The organism is Ruegeria sp. HKCCD9138, from assembly GCF_057220975.1.
In genome coordinates this window covers 75,128-92,992 of record NZ_JBWVAZ010000003.1, presented here as the reverse complement: position 1 = coordinate 92,992, position 17,865 = coordinate 75,128, and the positions used below count along the sequence as shown (strand labels likewise).

The window sequence follows — 17,865 nt, the reverse complement described above, 5'->3', positions numbered from 1 at the left end:
GAGCCACGGCCTTTTCCAAGAAGTCTGACGGCAATCCGAGAGAGTTTTTTCAGGCAACTAGTGCATGCAGCAGAAAGCGCCGTGTTTGACATCCTTCATCAACGTGTCGAAGTCCTCGCCGCGCATCTCGACCAAAGTCTTATGGTCTCCCGCCTCGAACCAGATTTTGTCAAGCCCTGTAAGGCTGTTATCCACGACGGTGGGTACGTCATAGGCTTCGCCTACTGGCGGTACCGCACCAAGGTCGCAATCATCAAACAGATCGCGCACTTCAGATTCTGGCGCCAAACCGAGGCGGCGGTTCATCATTGATTGCAGAGCGGTGAGGTCAACCTGATGATTGCTAGGCAGAACTGCCAGCATCGGACCTTCCTCCATGTGGATGAGAACGGATTTTGCAAGGTGGTCGCCGGGTACATGTGCCGCTTCGGCGCATTCGCTGGCGGTTACGGCATAGGGATGTGGAACAATATCAAAGGGAATCCCTTGAGCGTCCAGATGATGTTTCAGGCGAGTTGCAATAGTCATGGTGCCCTCCGTGTTTTCGAAGGCGTCCCGGTCGCGAAACTGTCACGGTGCGCAACTAGGGCGCAATTTGGGGTGTAAGACCATATTGTGCGCCTATTGAGCGGGTCGGGCAAGGGGACAGTAAATGCCTCACACCGAAAAGGGCTGATGTTGTCCTGGGTTCTGAGATCGATACCAGCGCAGGTGGCATTTCCCTCGAATGCTCAGCCTTCCGCGCTGCTTTTTCTCTACTAATTCAGCGAAGGCCAGCATTTACCCCTCAGCGCGAGCACCCAAACCCAAAACGCCGCGTTGAGTTTGCAGTGACTGCTGCGTGCCGCGCGACGCAAAACAGACGCTTTGCGGATGTTAGTGAGGAGATCTGAAACGGTGCCATAGGTTCCCAGCAAACTCTCGTTTGATGTCGATACCATTAGGAAAAGCGCTTTCTTCGAGGGCACAGACTTGAAGGTGTTATCCAAATGATTGGCACGCGAAAACTGCAATGCAACTTATGGCGCAGCGTCGAATGCCCGGATTGGCGACATCTTTGGTTGTTCACTGCATGACGGTTTACTGAGAGTTCGATGGGTCGCGCTGAACCGTCGCATCCAATCTACTAATGACAGCAACCAGCCTCGTTGCCCGAGGAACACTTGGATTGCCGGGCAGATCGAGGTTTCTTTGGCAATCCGGTCTTTGAAATAGGCAAGGTTTTGAAACACTTTACCGGGCCAGATGACCTGAGCACTTTGCGTGTTCAAAAGATGATTTGTCTCGTGTTCACGATCAAACGCCACAGGGAGCGGGATCTTCCTGTGTACTTCATCTCCTCTCAACTGCTTCCGATGATGTCAGCTGACATCTCCAGCAGACAAGTCCCTAAACCGGTTCAGAATTTGAGGACTTCCCGGCTTTCTTTGCGGCGCTGGCAACGTCGTCTATCGTTTTCTCGACGGCGTCGACCTCGGTTTCTGCGGCATAAGCCGCACAGCGGGCAACGGTTTCGAACCACTCTTGCGCGTCTGCTATCATGCGGTCTGCTGAACGGCGTTGCCATTCTGTCATGGTCTGCATCGCTTTGGACGGATCAGCAGGGCTCGCGGACGACGCAGTACGCGCAGCCTTGAGCGCGGTCCGGACAGCCTCATGGCGCCGTTCAAACCAGTGCTGTGCAAAGGTTTCGGCTTCCTCAAGCATTTTTTCTTGGGCGTCCCAGAATTGCTCGATCTGAGCATCTAAAACGGGGTTTGTCGCAGCCGAGGGTTGCATCAGCCTGAATACGTCGACAAGGGTGCTGGGGTAACTTGATTGGCGTTCCTGTTCTGGCATCAAAATCTCCTCCCATTACCTGATTGGATAATTTTACCAGATTTGCAAAATCTTCGCATTAATTTGGATCAATCCATATCGCGGTGTTTCTGACAAAAGTTTTCTTCAAAACAGAAGAAGCGAATAAATCCTTTAAGGCCGCACCTCAGACATTCAGTGCTGAAAATGAGCATATTGTTCTGCTTATTCTTTCCGCGAATTGCGAAAAGTGGCTGACAATTTATGCAGGCTGGCAGCGCTAGTATGGAGGACGAGTACTTTCCAATTGTCGCTGTCGAGGACTCGGTCCAGCTGACACGCCATGAACCAAAATTTGACTGTCGTTGTTGTCGAGCAGAACAAAGAACGCGCTTTCGCAATTGTCGATGCCTTAAAGGAGTCTGGGGATGTAGACGTCTTTGTGATTGGCAGTGTCTCAGGGCTGGCGCGCAAGATTGCTACGCACAACCCGGATATCGTGTTGATCGATATCGACAACCCTTCGCGCGATATGCTGGAAGAGCTGACGGTCGCGTCGGGTCCGTTGGAGCGTCCCGTTGCAATGTTCGTGTCTGGCGCAGCAGGCGGACTGGCCAAGACAGCCGTCGAGGCTGGAGTATCTGCATATGTTGTTGATGGTCTGCAGAGTGAGCGCATCAAACCCGTCATCGACACCGCAATCGCTCGGTTTCAGGTTTTGCGCCAGATGCGTACGGAATTGGCCGAGACACGCCGCGCGCTGGAAGAACGCAAGGTCATCGACCGGGCCAAGGGTTTGCTCATGAAAGCCAAGGGCCTATCCGAAGATGAAGCATATGCCCTGTTGCGCAAGACTGCGATGAACCAAAACCGTCGTGTTGCCGATGTGGCCGAGGCGCTGGTGACCGCATCAGGGCTCTTGTCATGAGAACCGTATCCCTTCCGGTCGCGTATATGCCCCTTGTCGATGCGGCCCCTTTGATCGTCGCTCGAGAAATGGGCTTTGATCGTGCCGAAGGGATTTCTCTGGATCTGCGCCCGGCACCGTCCTGGTCATCCCTGCGGGACATGCTGGCCTTCGGGCATGTGGACGCAGCGCATTTATTGTCGCCGATCCCGGTCGCCATGGCTCTGAACCTCGGAGGTATCTCAACGCCGATTTCGGCGGTTTCCGTATTGTCCTTGAATGGAAACGTAATCGGTGTCGGTCGCAGCCTGGAAAACCGATTGCGTAAACACGGGTATGGCTTTGATTTTCGCGATGCAGCTATTGCAGGCGCCGCGCTTGCTCGGGTTGCTGGTGGACCGCTTGTCATCGGTGTGCCCTTTCCGTTTTCAATGCATGTCGAGCTGCTACGTTATTGGGTGCAGGGAACGGAACTTGCATCAACACAAGTCGAAATACGTACTGTACCGCCTCCGCTAATGGCGCAGGCTCTGGCTGCCGGCGAGATTGATGCTTTTTGCGTGGGTGAACCGTGGGGGTCATTTGCCGTCGACAAGGAAGTCGGCGCGCTGCTTCTGCCGGGACGGGCGATTTGGACTTGCGCACCCGAGAAAGTGTTGGCGGTTCGCTCTGACTGGGCCGAAACTGAACCGTACTTGTTGGGCAGTCTAATGCGGTCAGTCTGGCGGGCTGGGCGGTGGCTTTCGAAGCCCGAAAGTCGGACCACCGCATCTGAAATGCTCTCACGAAAGACTTATCTGAACGTATCTCCGGATCTGGTTGATCGGGCGTTGTTGGGCGAGTTCACCATCTCTGCGCGTGGCGACCAGAGGACGATCGAGCAGTTTGTCGAGTTCTTCGATGGCGCAGCCTCATTTCCATGGCGCAGTCAGGCCAAGTGGATCGGGCATCAACTGGCGGTTAGAAGCGGCATCGGTCCGATGCAGGCCGAGCGTCTGGCGGCCGAAGTGTTTCGCAGCGATTTGTATCGCCGCGAGTTGCAGGGTTCCGGGGCGGAACTGCCCGGCGCATCGGAAAAGCTGGAAGGCGCTATCCCCAACTCGACGGCGGTGGCTTCTGCCACTGGTAGCCTGATTCTACCCCCGAACGTCTTTTTCGATCGGCGTATTTTTGAGCCCTCCGGATAAGAGTGCACAAAAATATTGCACTGCAGCGAGAAAAATTGCTGCGATGCAGAAAGAAATCCGATCGATACACCTTTCTTGATGACACCCTAAGACAACGATGTCGTAATCATCTTATCGGCAGGCAGCGTCGCCCACCGTAGGAATTCGCCCAAAGCTGTGGGCATCTCACAAGAGCAAAGCCGCTCGACCAACCGCCATTTCTTCCCGGCGGTTTGTGTCGGCGGCTTTTTTGTTTGCCCAAGGAACTGGGCGGGACCGAAAGGGATCGAAATGAAAAAACTTGTTCTGAGCCTTGCGGCGACCACCGCGCTCGTTTCTCCGGCCTTGGCCGAACTTGAGCTGGAAAAAGACGAACTGACCTTTGGCTTTATCAAACTGACAGACATGGCGCCGCTGGCTGTGGCTTATGAGCAGGGGTACTTTTTGGACGAAGGTCTCTTCGTTACGCTTGAAGCACAAGCCAACTGGAAAGTTCTGTTGGACGGAGTGATCGACGGGCAGTTGGATGGGGCGCATATGCTGGCTGGTCAGCCGCTGGCTGCGACTATCGGATACGGGACCGAGGCACATATTATCACACCGTTTTCGATGGATCTGAATGGCAACGGCATCACCGTATCCAATGAGATATGGGAAGAGATGAAGCCAAACATCCCGGTGATGGATGATGGTCGCCCGCAACACCCGATCAGCGCCGAAGCGCTGGCTCCGGTCGTTGAGAAGTACAAATCCGAAGGCAAGCCCTTCAACATGGGTATGGTTTTCCCGGTTTCGACCCACAATTACGAACTGCGCTACTGGCTGGCCGCGGGCGGTCTGCATCCGGGATTTTACAGCCCCGAAAACGTGACCGGTCAGATTGGTGCGGATGTGTTCCTGTCGGTGACCCCTCCGCCGCAAATGCCGGCCACTTTGGAGGCCGGCACGATCTATGGCTACTGCGTGGGTGAGCCGTGGAACCAGCAGGCCGTATTCAAGGGGATCGGCGTTCCGGTAATCACCGACTATGAGCTGTGGAAGAACAACCCTGAAAAAGTCTTCGGCATCACCGCCGAGTTTGCCGAGGAATACCCGAACACTACGCTGGCAGTGACCAAAGCCCTGATCCGCGCTGCGATGTGGCTGGATGAAAACGACAACGCCAACCGCCCAGAAGCGGTCGAAATCCTAAGCCGTCCGGAATATGTGGGCGCAGACTATGACGTCATCGCAAACTCGATGACCGGCACGTTTGAATACGAGAAGGGCGACAAGCGCGAAGTCCCCGATTTCAACGTATTCTTCCGTTACAATGCGACATACCCGTTCTACTCGGACGCCGTCTGGTACCTGACACAGATGCGTCGCTGGGGCCAGATCGCCGATGCGAAGCCGGACAGCTGGTATAACGAAGTGGCCAAGTCCGTCTACAAACCCGAGATCTATCTGGATGCAGCACGCCTGCTGGTCGAAGAAGGTTTGGCGAATGAGGCCGACTTTCCCTGGGACAGCGACGGTTACAAAGCGCCGACACCGTCCGAGGATATCATCGACGGCATAGCCTACGACGGTCGCACGCCCAACGCCTATCTCGAAAGTCTGCCCATCGGTCTGAAGGGCGATCAGAAGATCGTCGGCTCGGACGTGCAAGGATAAATCCGCAGCGCCACGCCCGGCATCAGTCGGACGTGGCCCCCACAAGTGCCCCGCCATCGCAAGGACACATCAGATGACAACGGTCGATCCCGAATTCAATGCGGACGCTGCCAAGCAAGAGCGCCGCGCCCGCCTTTTCACCCGCATCAACGCCGCCGACAAATGGTTCCAGGTTCTTGGCCTCAGCTGGGCCACACCGGTCCTAAAGGCCGCCGCCGGAGACAACCCGCGCGCCCAGATGGCCGAGATCTGGCGTTTGCTGGTGGTGCCTCTGTTGTCGATTTGTGCCTTTCTGCTGTTGTGGGCGACTTTGGCCCCCAAAGTGCAGACCTCGCTTGGCGCGGTCCCCGGACCGGCTCAGGTTTGGGAAGAGATGATCAACCTGAACGAGGACGCACGGGCCAAGGCCGCCAAACGCGCCAAATTCGAGGCAATGGTCGAGAAACGGAACCAAAAGCTGGTCGACGCAGGCCGCGCGGATGAGGTCAAGCAAGTCGCCTACACGGGCGCCCCGTCTTACTACCAACAGATATGGACTTCGATCAAAACCGTATTCTTCGGGTTTCTGATCGCTACGGTCGTTGCTGTCCCACTTGGCATCGCGGCCGGTCTCTCGCCCACTGCCAATGCGGCGCTGAACCCACTGATTCAGATCTTCAAGCCGGTCTCGCCATTGGCCTGGCTACCGATCGTGACCATGATCGTCTCGGCCGTTTACGTCACCAATGACGGCTTGTTCGCTAAATCCTTCCTGATCTCGGCCATCACTGTGACCCTGTGTTCGCTGTGGCCGACCCTGATCAACACGGCACTAGGTGTGGCGACCATCGACAAGGATCTGGTGAACGTCTCCAAAGTGCTGAAAATGAACACCTACACCAAAATCACCAAGCTGGTGTTGCCGTCAGCCCTGCCACTGATCTTCACGGGTTTGCGCCTTAGCTTGGGTGTCGGCTGGATGGTCCTGATCGCGGCCGAGATGCTGGCGCAGAACCCTGGCCTGGGCAAATTCGTCTGGGATGAGTTCCAGAACGGCTCGTCCAGCTCTCTGGCCAAGATCATGGTTGCGGTCTTCACCATCGGCATCATCGGCTTCCTGTTGGACCGGGTGATGTACGCGCTGCAATCGCTCTTCACATTTACGAACAACCGGTGAGCGCGATGGGCATTCTGAGCTTCAAAAATGCATCTATGTCCTTCGGTGAAGGCACCGCGCGCACCGATGTGTTGAAAGGCATCGATCTTGACGTGCAAGAGGGTGAGTTTCTGGTGATCCTAGGCTTCTCGGGCACCGGCAAGACGACCCTGATCAATTTGATGGCCGGGCTAGACACCCCAACCGGCGGAGAGGTCACGTTCAAAGGCACTCCGATCAAGGGGCCGGGCCCGGAACGTGGCGTGATCTTCCAGAATTACTCTCTGATGCCTTGGCTGACAGTAAGCGGCAATGTGGGTCTGGCGGTGGATACTGTCTTTCCCAACCTCAGCAAGGCGGAGAAAGCCGAGAAAGTGGCGCACTACGTCAAGATGGTTGGTCTCAGCCACGCCGCCACGCGCCGCCCGGCTGAGCTGTCCGGTGGGATGCGCCAGCGGGTCAACGTGGCGCGGGCGCTGTCGATGAACCCCGAAGTGCTGCTGTTGGATGAACCACTGTCGGCGCTTGACGCGCTGACCCGCGCCAATCTGGCGGATGAGATCGAACATATCTGGGAAGCTGACAAGAAGACCTGCGTGTTGATCACCAATGATGTGGATGAGGCGATCATTCTGGCCGACCGGATCATTGCTCTGAACCCTGATGGGACTTTGGGGCAAGCGTTCCGCGTGTCGATCCCCCGCCCACGGGATCGGGGTGCGATGAACAACGATGAGACCTTCAAACGCCTCCGCGCTGACGTCACCAAATACCTGATGGACGTGGGGATCGAGGCCAAGGTCGAAGGCTCGCGGATCCTCCCGGATGTCACCCCAATCCACGGCGTTCCAACGGCAGTGGCCGAGGCGCAAAAGGGGATGATCGAGAACCGCTTCCTCGACTTCTCGCAGCTGCACAAGGTGTATCCGACGCCCAAAGGCCCTCTGACCGTGGTCGAGGATTTTGACCTGAAGATCGACAAGGGTGAGTTCATCTCTCTGATCGGCCATTCCGGCTGTGGCAAGTCCACGGTTTTGACTATGGCTGCGGGTCTGAACGACATCTCGAAAGGCGCGATCAAACTGGATGGTCGTCACGTCGAAGGGGCTGACCCGGAACGCGCGGTGGTGTTCCAATCGCCCAATTTGTTCCCCTGGCTGAGCGCCAAGGAAAACGTCGCGATTGGGGTCGACAAGGTCTATCCCAAGGCAAGCATCGCCGAGCGGCAGGACGTTGTGGAATACTATCTGGAACGTGTCGGACTGGCCGATGCAATGGACAAATCTGCCTCTGATCTCTCGAACGGCATGAAGCAACGTGTTGGTATTGCCCGCGCGTTTGCCCTGTCCCCCAAGCTCCTGCTGCTGGATGAACCCTTCGGGATGCTCGACAGTCTGACGCGCTGGGAGTTGCAGGAGGTCCTGATGGAGGTCTGGTCCCGCACCAAGGTCACCGCAATCTGCGTAACCCATGACGTGGATGAGGCGATCCTATTGGCCGACCGGGTGGTGATGATGACCAACGGTCCGCAAGCAACCATCGGCAAGATCACATCGGTCAACCTGCCGCGTCCGCGTACGCGCAAAGCGCTGCTGGAGCACCCGGATTACTACGCTTACCGGCAGGAAGTCCTCGATTTCCTCGAAGAATACGAACACGGCGCCAAGCCAAAAACACCCGCCCCTAAGGCGATTGCAGCGGAGTGAAACCATGAAGCAAAGACTTGTTGTCATAGGCGCGGGCATGGCCTCGGGTCGGGTGCTGGAGCACCTGACCGACGCGGCACCAGATGCGTTCGACATCACCCTGTTCAACGCGGAACCGCGCGGAAACTACAACCGCATCATGCTCAGCCCGGTTTTGTCGGGTGACAAGACCTACGAAGAGATCGTCACCCATGACGACGCTTGGTATGCAGAGCGTGGTATTACCTGCCGTTTCGGCGAGCGTGTCGTGAATGTCGACCGTGAGATGAAAGTGGTCGAGGGCGCGAATGGCCACGTTCCCTACGACAAGCTGGTCATCGCGACGGGGTCGAACCCGTTCATTGTCCCGCTGCCGGGTCATGATCTGGACGGTGTGATCGCCTACCGCGATCTGGAAGACACCCAGCAGATGATGGCCCTGGGCCCGGACAACAAGGTCGTTGTGATTGGCGGCGGTTTGTTGGGGCTTGAAGCGGCGGCAGGTATGGCCGCGCATGGCGTAGACGTCACCGTGGTGCACATCATGGGTCACCTGATGGAGCGTCAGCTGGACGAGGCCGCCGGGTATCTTCTTAAGAAATCGCTGGAAGAAAAGGGCATCAAGATCTGCCTGCAAGCGAATTCTAAGGAAATCCTCGGGCACGATGGCAAGGTCCGTGCGCTACTGTTGGAGGACGGGACCGAATTGCCCTGTGACCTACTGGTCATGGCCGTGGGCATCCGTCCGAACACAGCTTTGGCGCAAGAGGCCGGACTGGCCATCGGGCGAGGAATCCATGTGGATGATCAGATGCTGACCTCGGACCCGGACATCTATGCCGTGGGCGAATGCGTCGAGCATGACGGAGAGGTCTTTGGCCTTGTCGCGCCGCTTTACGATCAGGCGAATGCGGCGGCGCAGGCCTTGTTGGAGGAAGAGGCGGCGTTCGTTCAGAAAACCCTTTCCACCAAATTGAAAGTTACAGGCTGTGACCTGTTCAGCGCGGGCGATTTCGCAGACGGGCCGGCACGAGAGGACATCGTCTTCCGCGACCCCACACGCGGTGTCTACAAACGTCTGGTGATTGAAGAGGATCGCTTAATCGGTGCCGTTATGTACGGCGACACCACCGATGGAAGCTGGTTCTTCGGCTTGATCAAAGACGGCACCAACATCGACGAAATGCGAGAGACGTTGATTTTCGGCCCTGCCTATCAGGGGGGCGATACCGCGGACCCTCTCTCAGCCGTTGCAGCATTGCCGCCTGAGGCGGAGATTTGCGGCTGTAACGGCGTATGCAAGGGCGAGATTGTTGAGGCGATCAATGAAGGGGCCGGCGATCTGGGTGCGGTGCGTGCAAGCACCAAGGCCAGCGCCTCTTGCGGAACCTGCACGGGGCTGGTTGAACAAGTATTGCAGGTCACTATGGGAGGCGAGTTCCAGATGCCTGCGGCGCAGCCGATCTGCGGTTGCACCGATCTGACCCACGAGGATGTACGGCGTCTGATCAAAGGGCAGGAACTAAAAAGTCAGGCCGCTGTCTGGCAAGAGCTCGGCTGGACAACGCCCAACGGCTGCCATGTCTGCCGTCCGGCGATCAACTATTACCTGCTGGCGGACTGGCCGCTGGAGTATCAGGACGACCCGCAAAGCCGCTTTGTGAACGAACGCAAGCATGCCAACATCCAGAAGGATGGCACCTTCAGCGTCGTGCCACGTATGTGGGGCGGGATCACCAACCCAGCCGAATTGCGCGCCATTGCTGACGCCGCCGACAAGTACAATGTGCCGACAGTCAAGGTCACTGGCGGGCAGCGCATTGACCTGCTGGGCGTCAAAGGAGAGGACTTGCCGGCGATCTGGTCGGACTTGAACAAAGCCGGGCTGGTCTCGGGCCATGCCTATTCCAAGGGCCTCCGCACGGTCAAAACCTGTGTTGGAACCGATCACTGCCGGTTTGGAACGCAGGACAGCACCGGCCTCGGTATCAAATTAGAGAAAATTCTCTGGGGCTCATGGACACCGCACAAACTGAAACTGGCCGTTTCGGGTTGCCCGCGCAACTGCGCCGAGGCGACATGCAAGGATATCGGCGTGGTCTGTGTGGACTCCGGCTACCAGATCAGCATCGGCGGTGCCGCCGGCATGGATGTGAAAGAGACCGAGCTGCTATGCCAAGTGCCCACTGAAGAGGAGGCGATTGAGGTCGTGATGGCCGTCACGCAAGCCTATCGCGAAGGCGGCAAGTATCTGGACCGTCTGTACAAATGGCTGGGAAAGGTCGGCATGGACTGGGTCAAGGCGCAGGTGGTCGATGATCTTGAAAACCGGACCGCTTTGGTCGCCCGGTTCGAGCTGTCGCAAAGCGTTTACCGCAAGGATCCCTGGGCAGAACACGTGCGGGAAAAAGCGCAAACCTTTGCGCCAATTGCAGATTTCACACTGGAGGCCGCGGAATGAGCTGGATCGACATCGGACAAATCGACGACGTACCCCTACGCGGAGCACGGCTTGTGAAAACTCATATCGGCTGCATCGCGGTTTTTCGCACAGCCGAGTCTGAGGTGTTTGCCGCCACCAACAGCTGCCCGCACAAGGGCGGTCCTTTATCCGAAGGGATCGTGCACGGCCAGTCGGTGACTTGCCCGCTGCACAACTGGGTCTTCGACTTGAATACAGGCGAAGCGCAAGGCGCCGATGACGGGCGGATCACCACCTATCCGGTGCGCCTGAAGGACGGTCGCATCCTGCTGGACGACAGCGCAGTTGCCCGGCGGAGTGCAGCCTGATGGACGGTACCGGCCTGCCCGAGGTCCGCTCGACCTGCGCCTATTGCGGTGTTGGCTGCGGCGTCCTGCTGCGCCCTGACGGTGCCGGAGGGCTGGCGGTTCGGGGCGACCCGGACCACCCGGCAAACCACGGGCGTCTTTGTTCCAAGGGTGCGGCCTTGGGTGAAACCGTCGGAACAGAACACCGGTTGATGAGCCCGCGTGCTTTTGGCAAGGACGTCGCGTGGGACGATGCGCTGCAACTGGTGGCTGATCGTTTCTCCTCGACCATCGAGGCTTACGGGCCTGACAGCATCGCCTTCTATGTCTCAGGCCAATTGTTGACCGAAGATTACTATGTCGCCAACAAGCTGATGAAGGGGTTCATAGGTTCGGCCAATATCGACACCAATTCGCGGCTCTGCATGGCCTCGACTGTGGCCGGTCATAAACGTGCCTTCGGAACGGACACGGTACCGGGTAGCTATGAGGATTTGGATCACGCCGATCTGGTCGTCCTGGTCGGGTCCAACCTAGCGTGGTGTCATCCGGTCCTTTATCAGCGCGTGTTGGCAGCGCGTCAGTCTCGAGGAACAAAGATCGTCGTGATTGACCCCCGTCGCACGGCCAGTTGCGATCAGGCGGATCTGCATCTGGCACTAAAGCCCGGAAGTGACGTCGCCTTGTTCAACCGCTTGCTAGGCAGAATTCACGAAGGCGGGCATGTAGCGTCAGAGTTTCTGGAGCGGACCGTCGGCTTTTCCGATGCCCTCGACACGGCGCAACATGAGGATCCAGCCGTAACGGGTCTAAGCCCAGATCTGATCGAGGCGTTCTGTGATCTTTGGATCAAGACAGAGCGCGTGGTGACAATCTTCAGTCAGGGCGTGAACCAGTCCTCCAGCGGAACTGACAAGGTCAACGCGATCCTGAACTGCCACCTGGCCACTGGCCGGATCGGGCGAAAAGGAATGGGCCCCTTTTCGGTGACGGGGCAACCCAATGCAATGGGCGGCCGCGAAGTCGGCGGTTTGGCCAACACGCTCGCATGCCATCTGGACATAGAAAACGAAAGCCACCGCGCCGCGGTTCAGGAGTTCTGGGGCGCGCCGACCATGGCGCCAAGACAGGGGCTGAAAGCCGTCGATCTGTTTCGTTCCATTGAGGACGATCAGGTCAAGGCGCTCTGGATCATCCACACCAATCCGGCGGTCACCATGCCCGACGTTGACCGAGTGAGGGCGGCCATTGAACACTGCCCGTTTACCGTTGTCAGCGACCTGACAGCCCATACGGACACTTCGCGCATAGCAGATGTGCTGTTGCCGGCGGCGGGGTGGGCGGAAAAGAGCGGCACCGTAACCAATTCAGACCGCACGATCAGCAGACAGCGCGCCGTTTTGGCACCGCCGGGGCAAGCACGTGCAGACTGGGACATAATTGCCGAAGTGGGACGTCGCATGGGGTGGGTGTCGTCTTTCAGCTATGAGACTCCGGCACAGATCTTTCGTGAACATGCTGCATTATCTTCTCTTGCAAAATCGTTTGGCAAAGACTTTGACATTTCAGGATTATCGGAAATCGAAGACGTTGAATACGCAGACTTGGCGCCCACGCGTTGGCCGGTGACATCGGGTGCTACGGACGGGCGGTTCTTTGGCGACGGACAGTTTTTTCATTCTGACGGCAAAGCGCGTTTTGTGCCGGTTACCCATCGACCGCCAATAGCTGGAACATCTGCACAATACCCGTATCTTTTGAATACCGGGCGCATTCGGGACCAATGGCACACCATGACCCGTTCAGGGCTGTCACCCCGATTGTCAGCTCACCTCGCCGAACCTTTTTTGGATATCAACCCCAAGGACGCCGGAAGATTGGGCCTCGCCACCGCCGACTTGGTCGAAGTCAAAAGCCCTGTTGGAAGTGGAGTATTTCGACTTCGTACCACAGATACTGTCGCAACCGGCCAGGTATTCGCGCCAATTCACTGGACTGGTGAAACAGCCCCATCATCCCGTGTGGATGCGTTGGTTCCAAGTGTGACCGACCCAATCTCCGGGCAACCTGAAAGCAAGGCAACGGCGGTGTCCATTCGGCGTATGAAGGCTGCTTGGTATGGGTTCGCGGTGTCTGTTACAGCTCCATCGCCTGGGGCCGACTACTGGGCGACGGCCAAAACGGACAAGGGTTACAGAACGGAGCTTGCAGGATACCGGCTCGTCGAGGATTGGGAGAGTTCGGCAAGAGAATGGTTTGGCTTACCCGATGCCGTCTGCGCATCGATAACGGATCAAAATCGAGGGTCATTCAGAATTGCATTCTTCGAAGGGCATCACCTTTTGGCGGCACTGTTTGTATCCCCTGAACCGGTAAAACTGATGCGAGACTACATCGCGACCTTGCCTGACGTCTCACCCTTGCAGGTCTTGTCCGGGCGTCCTTCTTTGGATGTAGAAGATGCCGGGCCAACAGTCTGTTCGTGTTTCGGCGTCGGTTTAAAAACCATAATCCGCGCAATTGACACCGGGCATGTTGTTGATGTGGACATACTTGGAGAAACCGTGCAAGCCGGAACAGGCTGTGGTTCCTGTCGGCCCGAGCTATCCGAAATAATCAAAAAGCATTCGTTTCAACCGGACAAGAAGCCTGAGAGTTGCTCGCAAGTCTAAGTCGTGCGAGCAAACTCTACCGCAGTGCCAGAGAAAGGCATTAGAAATCGGCCTCTCTCATCCGCTGGCTATAGTTCCGTACCCACTACTTACGCGAGTGACGCGATTCACGACTTGAAAGCAAACGGTGGGTATTTCTGGTCTTTTCTGACTTATGGACGGGCGAATGGCGCGTGCGGCTGGCCTGGCTGCCGAGCATGAAAAAGCAGACAATCAGATTGACGCCGAGCATCGGCAAACCGCCGTTCGGCGTCCAGTTTGGACGTCGAAAAGGGGATGCGAACACCTGATTGAAAGAACCAGAGTTGAAGGGAGTAACAAGCTGAACGCCATCTGTGATCGCAACGGGCGACCATTGAATCCTATCGTTAATGCCGGACGGGTCAGCGATTGCATCGGTATACAGGCCCTCTTGAGCCGCCAGACGTGTCGACTGGTTGCTGAGGGATCAAGACCACGGCGCCGGTTGGGTCATAAAATCCATAAAAGACAAGGTGGTACGCGCATGTATCTCTGGCCGAAGCAACGTAAAGTGACCGTCAATTTTGATAAGCGCTCCAGAATTCGCAACCGCAATGGGGACCTGTTCGGCTGGTTTACGAACTGGGGCGTGTCGCGATCGGATACGACAGGTGCCCAAATGCATTCCCATCTACAATCTCACTTCCGGCTACCGTCATCTACTGGCTATGTGTCCAGACCCTGGGAACCTACGATGGGCCTTCGTGCTAAAAGACAGTCGTATTGGCGTTTGGCCGGTCGGCGCACCAAAGAACAGATGACTCCGTTGAATTGGACACAAGTATGATTGGCCAATAGAATAGTATTGAAGACAACACCCGAAATCCATTGTCGGTTTGTTTTGCCTTCAAAAGCCGGCATTCAGTTTTTTTGCAAAATTGTTCAATTCAAGGATAACACCGAGGCAGCCTTCATGAACCTTTCGCGACTATCTTTGCTGCTTGTTGTGTTCATTGACGTGATGGGTTTTGGTCTAATTCTGCCAATCTTCAATACGATCTTACTGGATCCACAGCAAAACTTCCTTCCGCAAGATACTCCGACAAACATTCGTCAGTTCGATTACACGGTTCTGATTGCGGTTTTCTTTTTGTTCTACTTCTTTGGGGCTGCCTTCATCGCCAAGGTGTCAGACTATATAGGACGCAAGAAAGGAATAATGATTTGCCTGACCGGTGCTTTGATTGGGTATGTTCTGACCGTGGCGGCGATCATGACAGCAAGCTATTGGCTGCTGCTGTTGGGGCGTGCGATTTCCGGGTTTACGACGGCAAATCAACCCATCGCGCAGGCCGCTTTGATCGACATAAGTCGTGACGATCAGGAGAAATCGAAAAACCTGGGGATGATTGTCGCGGCATCGGCCTTGGGTCTTCTCGGGGGGCCGTTGATTTCGGGATTGTTGAGTGACCAAAACCTGATGGGGTCATTTGCATCGCTCGAGTTGCCATTTTATGTCGCAATCGGCCTTATCCTGATCAACATGGCGCTGATCCTGGTTTTCTTCTCGGAGCCCGGGTTCAAAAAACGAAAAATTGACTTTGGGCTTCTGGATGTCGCCATGAATTTGTGGAAAGTCCGTTCGCATCCGGTTGTTCTGCGGCTTTCTGTTGTCATGCTGTTCTCGCTTATGTGCCTGAACGCGTTTTTCTTTTTCCTTGACACCTATCTACTGACCAAATTCAAGTTCGGCACGCTTCAAAACAGCATGGCTCTTGCTGTATTCGGTGCATCCATGGCCTTTGGCAGCGCTTACCTGACGGCGCCATTGCACGAACGATACAAGAAATTCCGCATACTATACGCCTCTATCGCGGCCATGGGCATTGGGATTTTGGCATTCATGCTTAACCCTGTGGCCGATCTTTCTTATGTCCTGATCGTTCCAATAACGATCGCTTTTGCGATCATGTATCCGACCATGTTGTCCTTATTCTCCGGGAGTGTCGGCTCGTCCGAACAAGGCTGGGTGATGGGTGTGACTGTAGCAATTTACGCGTTGGGGTCCGGAACAATTACAGCCTTGAGCGGGTCACTCATGGCCATCAATCTGCGGATGCCATTTCTCATCGCCATCGCATGCTGCATTTTGGCGCTGATTGCGATGGCAAAACTGTTTCGACATCCGGGTGTCCAAGCCCTCGATACTAAGGGCAACTAGGTACTGCTTTGTATCCTGCACAACGCGAAGTGCATCACTTTGCCCGATGGCGGCCTGCCGGGCATCGATTTTTTGGCTATCTTTGAACTTCCCGGAGGCCACCAGGGGTTCGGCAATGATATCGCGCACTGTCTTCGGGGGTTCAGCGACGAATTCCCACGCTTAGTAGGCCGCCCATAAGGGGTCTTTAGGAAGTCATGAATGTATTCGGTCAGGCGGTCGTTTTGCAGACCGGGGAACAAGCCCCGCTTCGATTCCTGGGGACGTCAGCCTAGGTTGGCACAAGCAAGGTGCCGAAAAAAGGGTGAGCGGATTGCGCTTGCCTGAGGCGGCATCAAGCTGGACACCATCCTGTCGAGGAGTGGGCAGAATGGCAAAATCGCCAATCTGTTCTTTGACTATAAGCCAGCCGACATTTTGGCGGTTACGATGGGCGCATATTAACCAAATCTGGCTACTTGCCGGTCGCTTAATTCGGCAAGTTCGACAGCCTTGTCGATCAGGAACAATGCTTCCATTTTTGACGTCGCTTTCAACGCGACCTCTTCGCCAGCCTGATATGTTATCGCCTGGTCTTGCAAAACGCCTTCCACAGCATCCGCCGGAATTTCTTCCAACAGTTTTTGCAACTGCTCTGCGCTCAGTCCCTTTTGGCTGTCGTGGATCAGAAGGAATACGCCATTGCCCCAATAAGTTGCGAAATTGCGTCCTTCCTGGGTTGCCGACAAAAGTGCGGTTCCTGCCGACGCCATGGTTTTTCGAAACTCGGCGGGAGTGCTCGACTTGAAAACTTGCTCGACGTCCGCGACTTTGACCGCCACGATTTTCGAGGCCATTGAATGCATCGTCGAAAGCTGAATGACGTAGTTCTCGAATTCCGCCAACCCGATGCATCCGGGCAAATCACCAAAATACAGCGGGTCACTTAACCGAAGGTCGGGATTAACCTCCGAATCCTTCCAAACGTAAACATCGGCTTCCATCACCTCGATGGCAGCTCTGCGCTCCGCAGCCATCCTGTAGGCGTCCGACAGCCGTTGCTTCAGATCGGAAAACTCGAAAGGCTTAGTTACGTAGTCCGTTGCCCCGACTTCGAAAGCCTCGTCTATATATTGTTTCTGAACCATGGCGGTTACCATGATTATGGGCGTAAACTTGTAGCCCGGGATCTTTCGAGCTTCTTCGCACAGAGTTATCCCGTTCATTTGCGGCATCTGGACATCCAGAAGCAAACAATCAAATGCCTCTTTACGCTCTGAAAGAATCTGCAGGGCTTCGCGGCCGCTTCGGGCTGTAACGACATCTTCATAGCCGAACGTCGCCAGGACACAGGTCAGAAGTTCCAGAATGCTAGGGTCGTCGTCTACGGCAAGTATACGCATAACTATTCACCAACTTTTTTCACCAAACCGACCTCTGGGCATTGCAGACTTAGGGCAAAGGTCGGTTGGTGTTTGAAACTCTTAGGGTTGGTTCAATCTGACGGATAAAAGCGGCGAAAGGATGACCCGTGAAAGGCGTCAGTTTGTCAGCAAACCTTAACCACAGTGCATTCAGCCTTCCAGTTGAAAGCACGTAATCCGAAGCTGCAATTGGCCTGGTGTTTGACCCCGTAAAAACCAAGAGGTAGCCCGCGTATCGGCAATTTCTGCGCTTGACTTCGGGCAAAAACACCTTTGGGTCAATTTCGCCGCACGCATCCGACTGAGTCTGGAGAAAAACAATTCCTATCAATGCGTTGAATTCGGAATGTGTTCCCACAACGCTACATTATTGAGTGGTAAGTCTGCGCAAATCTATCGAAATGGCACCAAGCTATTGCACAATGCATCTCATTGAGGGCGAATTGGTCACACATTCCGGTCAATTGAAAAAAATACTGCAATAAGTTGTAGA

At 55.8% G+C, this 17,865-nt stretch carries 12 protein-coding genes; 9 read left to right on the top strand and 3 right to left on the bottom strand.

The window, feature by feature from the left end; genetic code table 11:
- Positions 1-57 precede the first annotated feature (57 nt).
- On the bottom strand, positions 58-528 hold the full coding sequence (locus AC2TEL_RS06240) for an aminoacyl-tRNA deacylase (RefSeq protein ID WP_480902672.1): 471 nt from the start codon (positions 526-528) through the stop codon (positions 58-60).
- 861 nt (positions 529-1,389) lie between these two features.
- Positions 1,390-1,839 carry a phasin family protein gene (locus tag AC2TEL_RS06235; RefSeq protein WP_480840335.1) on the bottom strand — a complete coding sequence of 150 codons (450 nt, stop codon included), beginning with the start codon at positions 1,837-1,839 and terminating at the stop codon, positions 1,390-1,392.
- 301 nt (positions 1,840-2,140) lie between these two features.
- On the opposite strand from AC2TEL_RS06235, the gene AC2TEL_RS06230 reads away from it, so the two are divergent.
- From AC2TEL_RS06230 to AC2TEL_RS06190, 9 genes are all read left to right on the top strand, one after another.
- Entirely contained in the window at positions 2,141-2,725 is a 585-nt protein-coding gene (locus AC2TEL_RS06230) for an ANTAR domain-containing response regulator (RefSeq protein ID WP_480840333.1), read from the top strand.
- Entirely contained in the window at positions 2,722-3,891 is a 1,170-nt protein-coding gene (locus AC2TEL_RS06225; protein WP_480902671.1) for an ABC transporter substrate-binding protein, read from the top strand. The genes AC2TEL_RS06230 and AC2TEL_RS06225 overlap by 4 nt, the downstream gene beginning before the upstream one ends.
- A 270-nt stretch (positions 3,892-4,161) precedes the next feature.
- On the top strand, positions 4,162-5,526 hold the full coding sequence (locus tag AC2TEL_RS06220) for a CmpA/NrtA family ABC transporter substrate-binding protein (RefSeq protein WP_480902668.1): 1,365 nt from the start codon (positions 4,162-4,164) through the stop codon (positions 5,524-5,526).
- Positions 5,527-5,599: 73 nt separating this feature from the next.
- A complete protein-coding gene (locus AC2TEL_RS06215; RefSeq protein ID WP_480902666.1) occupies positions 5,600-6,682 on the top strand; it encodes an ABC transporter permease in 1,083 nt (360 codons plus the stop codon).
- Between the two features lie 5 nt (positions 6,683-6,687).
- Positions 6,688-8,367, top strand: coding sequence for an ABC transporter ATP-binding protein (locus tag AC2TEL_RS06210; RefSeq protein WP_480902664.1), 1,680 nt, complete (start codon positions 6,688-6,690; stop codon positions 8,365-8,367).
- Positions 8,368-8,371: 4 nt separating this feature from the next.
- Positions 8,372-10,807, top strand: a complete 2,436-nt coding sequence (nirB, locus tag AC2TEL_RS06205; RefSeq protein ID WP_480902661.1) for a nitrite reductase large subunit NirB — start codon at positions 8,372-8,374, stop codon at positions 10,805-10,807.
- Complete coding sequence (gene nirD, locus AC2TEL_RS06200) at positions 10,804-11,136, top strand: nitrite reductase small subunit NirD (protein WP_480840321.1); 333 nt, start codon at positions 10,804-10,806, stop codon at positions 11,134-11,136. Before nirB ends, nirD begins: the two co-directional genes overlap by 4 nt.
- Positions 11,136-13,787: a molybdopterin-dependent oxidoreductase gene (locus tag AC2TEL_RS06195; RefSeq protein WP_480902659.1), complete on the top strand. Its 2,652-nt coding sequence runs from the start codon at positions 11,136-11,138 to the stop codon at positions 13,785-13,787. Before nirD ends, AC2TEL_RS06195 begins: the two co-directional genes overlap by 1 nt.
- A 934-nt stretch (positions 13,788-14,721) precedes the next feature.
- Entirely contained in the window at positions 14,722-15,969 is a 1,248-nt protein-coding gene (locus AC2TEL_RS06190) for an MFS transporter (RefSeq protein ID WP_480902656.1), read from the top strand.
- Positions 15,970-16,409: 440 nt separating this feature from the next.
- On the opposite strand, the gene AC2TEL_RS06185 is transcribed toward AC2TEL_RS06190, so the two are convergent.
- Positions 16,410-17,351: a response regulator gene (locus AC2TEL_RS06185; RefSeq protein ID WP_480902654.1), complete on the bottom strand. Its 942-nt coding sequence runs from the start codon at positions 17,349-17,351 to the stop codon at positions 16,410-16,412.
- Between the last annotated feature and the right edge of the window lie 514 nt (positions 17,352-17,865).